Source organism: Nonomuraea sp. KM90 (assembly GCF_052246675.1).
GTDB lineage: Bacteria > Actinomycetota > Actinomycetes > Streptosporangiales > Streptosporangiaceae > Nonomuraea.
Genome location: NZ_JBQQCB010000286.1, coordinates 1 through 3675 on the forward strand (window position 1 = coordinate 1; position 3675 = coordinate 3675).

Here is a 3675-nt window from a genome sequence, read left to right on the forward strand (position 1 = left end):
TCAACGGAGATCCAGTTTTTCGACGGCTGATTGTGGAAGATCACCGTTCTACTGGATCTCCGTTCCCACGTCCTGAGAACTCGCGCGCTTGACAGCACCACGACGACCTTAACTACCTGGCCTTGGGGGAAGCCCCGTCGCGTCTTCCCCGCACGCGCCCACTACTCGAGGACGCATCGGGCCCTGCAACCCCATCCACCCGATGTGACGCCCAAAGGCAGATCTTTGCAGAGCCTGCTTCGCAGATAAAGTGCCAAAATAGGCCGTATTCTTGCCAAGCAGTTCATCGGCACCCGTGAAGCCGCAATCTTTCCATGCGCCACGCGTCTAATCCGCCATGAAACCAGGATTGATCAAGCGTGTGACGGCATGGGCGACCCCTGCGGCTGTCTTGGGCATCCCTGTGACCGTCTTCACGGCATTGCCCGCCACTGCGGCCCCGTCCATCTCCGCCGCTAAGTCGAAGACGATCTCTTACCGGGGCATGCGCATGACCGTCCCGTCCGCGTGCAAGGTGACGCACTACAAGTCTGAGGACTTTCTCCTCGTGCATACCTGGGCGGGTTGCGACCGTAGGAAGTCGGTCTGCCCACACTTCGACATCGCCAGCCCCAGGAAGATCGATCGGCCCAAGGACCTCAACAGGATCGGGGAGACGTACGACCCTGGCCGCCCTCCCTACCACCCTGCCCCCGGTGCGACCTCCTGCCGCCTTAAGAGTGTGAACTATGGAAACGAGGTCGCGCTCTTCCCCGGCAGCCACGGCGGAAAGACTTTGCTGTCCGGCCACCGGCAGGTGGGCAAGGGCCACAAGGCCCGATACTACGAATGGGCCGGCGAGGGTTATGCGATAGGAAGCATCGCGTGACCAGGAAATTCGTCCAGCGGGAGTGGTACCTGACGAAGAAGAAGATCGTCATCAGTGGACGGTTGGGACACCTCCGGCCTCGCGGACGCCATCAAGCACGCCACCTGGAACTGACCTCGAATCGGCGACCGTCGTCGCCGATCCAGTCCCGCGGCGCATGCAGCCAGGCCTGGGCTCGCAATCGCTATTTCCAGCCGAGGCGCCCAGTGATGTCAGCGAGGGGAAGATATCGGTGAATAACCACTTCCGGCCGACATTTTTGCCACACCCTCCGCGCACCACTTCGGCGCGCGAAGCGCCGCCTTCTCCGATGCCCCTCCCTGTGCGGAGTGCGAAATACACTACGGTTTGCGTGCTGGTCGCCTCCGTAGGTCTCGGGTTTTGGGGGGCGTTGCTTGACCAATGGCTGCTGTATGAGGCATGGCTGGACTGCTTCAAGCAGCTCGACGCAGGTGGGCGAGAGTATCTGAACGTGTTGCTGGTGACCCGCATCATCCTGTTGCCGGTCCTGGTGGCCGCCTGCATCTGCTTCGCCCTGCTGGCCAGAGCCCGAATCCTGCCTGGACGCCCCGATCCATCAGGACTGCTACGGACCATTATGGGAGTGGTCGTGGTCACGTCGGGACTCGCCCCCGTTGCCGGAATGATCATCTTCGACCTGGAGACAGAGGGGTTGTTTGACCGCTGCTTCCCAAGTGTCTACTGAACTTCGTCGGGGCACACGGCACTCCGCACCGCACGGCACATGAGGGCCCAGATTTCGCCCGGCGACCGATGATGTCAACGACGACCGCCTCCCGTGCGCTCACGTAGCTACTGCGCACGTTGTCGGCGTCGATGGCACTCCATCGTCTCGTTCCTGGAGCCCTTCGAAGGTCACTTGCTCCATGCCCGGGGGAGTGCCCTCAGCTAACCGTCCGCCTCACGCCCTTGTGCGTCCCCAGCCGAGAGCGCTTCAGCCCTGCTGGTGGTTGTTACTTCAGGGGCTCTGCCAAGATTATAGTGGTGACAGATTGTGTCGATCGATCCACAATCTGCTGTTCTGGATGAGATCGTGAACGGTGTGCAACCGTGACATGGTGAACGTGCTCACCCGCACCTGGTCGCAGTGGAGATCGAGCAGGTAGACCGTCAAGGAAGGCCAGATCCAGGTGACGGCCCGCACGCGAGGCGGCCCCGTGCCCTGCCCCTCGTGCGGATGCCACGGGTAAGGCGCACGGCTGTCACCGGCGCCGCCTGGCCGATCGCCTGGTGGACGGGCTGCTGGTAGTGATCGAGCTGAGGTGACGACGCTGGGCGTCCATCAACCTGGATGGCACGCGGCAGACCGTCCACGAGCAGGTGCCGGGTCTGGCCGGCCGCTTCGGCGTCGCACGCCGCGCGCGACGGGACTGGTGATCGCGGGCGCGCTGGTGCTGGCCGGGCGAGCCGGAGCCGCTTTGCTGGCCACGATCGCGATCCCGCTCAGCCGCACCAGCGTGCTGAGCGCCCTGATGGCACTGCCGGAGCCGCCGCGCGAGTCGCTGTCGGCCATCCCGCCGGCGATCGGCGTCGATGACTTCGCGACCAAACGGGATCAGCGGTATGCCACGATCATCATGCCGTCACGCATCGATGCCTGAACGTGCTGTCCGATCGGCTCGGCGTCACCTTCGCCCACTGGCTGCAACAGCATCCCGCAGTTCAGCTCATCTGCCGGGACCGCTCGACCGCGGACGCGGCCGAGCGGCCGCGAGGGCGCGCCGCGGGCGGCGCAGGGCGCCGACCCCTGGCACCAGCTGAAGAACCTCAGCGAAGCCATCGAGGAACTCGCGCTGGCACCCCGGGGGCTGCGTCCACGACATCCCCGCAGGCCAGAGCAGCGAGGAAGGCCCCACCGCGCAGCGCACCCCGCAGCCGGCATGCGACCATCCCCGCCCTACCGGGCCAGGACCTGCCGAACAACGAGATCGTGGTGATAGCGTGATTGTGGCCGTATCAAGGCAATGGCCATTACTTAGGTGATATGGCCGATCGTTTGGGTTGTTGCGTGGCTTTGTTGTCGTGAATGTGGTCGTGTGATTATCCGTGCGATGCTGGCTGTGAGTGCCGAAACCTGGGTTGAATGGGACTAGGTCCCTCTTGCGAGCCATTGCAGATGTGCGCCGCCGAAAGGGCCTTTTCTTCCTCCGACTGCGTCCACTAGCCAGTGTGCGGTTTCTTCTGCTCGTGTAATTAATTCGGGTGGATAATCAAGCAGGAGTTGGTGTTCGGCGAATTCGTCTTCGTCGTCAAGGATGAGGCGTCCGTCCCTAAGGCGGATCACGTCCAGGTCGAGGTCGAGCATCGTGACCTCGTCGTCCTTCCACTCGGGAACGGTGGTGACGTCGACGTAGATCTCGCTCTTGTGGGGTGGCATGTTGAAGGATGCGGTCCACCAGGCGTCCCGGGGGAACAACATGATCGCGGTTGACTCCCACGTGACAGGCGGGCCTTCACCCTTACGGGCGACTGTTCCCCCCGGGACTTCCGCCCATACGCCGTGCTCATCCTCGCCAAGCAGCCGACCGGGGTGGTTCCAGTGCAAGGCACCCCCGTACTTTCGAAAGACGATTCGCACATCAGTCATGTGATGAACCTATCCGCGTCGGACGGCACGCACGCGAAGGGCTGACGATGGAGATGCGGATCGAACGGGGGCCTGAGTGGGCATCCGATGATGACCTGTCATAGTTCGTCCAGATTTCGCCCTGGCCCGAGATGTAGGGATTGAGCAGTATTCACCGCATTCAGCCTCCTCAAGGAGGGGCCAGCGAGCTGGCATTTTG

The 3675-nt window shown here is 63.0% G+C and carries 4 protein-coding genes; 3 read left to right on the plus strand and 1 reads right to left on the minus strand.

The features are described from left to right. Positions 1–484 precede the first annotated feature (484 nt). The 3 genes from ACTWPW_RS63255 (at position 485) to ACTWPW_RS63265 (ending at position 2490) form a co-directional block, all read left to right on the plus strand. Positions 485–868, plus strand: coding sequence for a hypothetical protein (locus ACTWPW_RS63255; RefSeq protein ID WP_443174893.1), 384 nt, complete (start codon positions 485–487; stop codon positions 866–868). A 352-nt stretch (positions 869–1220) separates the two neighbouring features. Further along, positions 1221–1574 (plus strand): hypothetical protein, encoded by a 354-nt coding sequence (locus ACTWPW_RS63260; RefSeq protein ID WP_443174894.1) that lies wholly within the window; start codon positions 1221–1223, stop codon positions 1572–1574. 688 nt (positions 1575–2262) lie between these two features. Then, complete coding sequence (locus tag ACTWPW_RS63265) at positions 2263–2490, plus strand: hypothetical protein (protein WP_443174895.1); 228 nt, start codon at positions 2263–2265, stop codon at positions 2488–2490. A gap of 488 nt (positions 2491–2978) precedes the next feature. Here the strand turns inward: ACTWPW_RS63265 and ACTWPW_RS63270 are convergent, their stop codons facing one another. Beyond that, positions 2979–3476 carry a DUF402 domain-containing protein gene (locus tag ACTWPW_RS63270; RefSeq protein ID WP_443174896.1) on the minus strand — a complete coding sequence of 166 codons (498 nt, stop codon included), beginning with the start codon at positions 3474–3476 and terminating at the stop codon, positions 2979–2981. Positions 3477–3675: the final 199 nt, after the last annotated feature.

What these genes read in the sequence shown, in the direction of transcription:
- ACTWPW_RS63270 (WP_443174896.1), bottom strand. Translation starts at nt 3,476, where the DNA reads ATGACTGATGTGCGAATCGTCTTTCGAAAGTACGGGGGTGCCTTGCAC.
- ACTWPW_RS63255 (WP_443174893.1), top strand. Translation starts at nt 485, where the DNA reads ATGCGCATGACCGTCCCGTCCGCGTGCAAGGTGACGCACTACAAGTCT.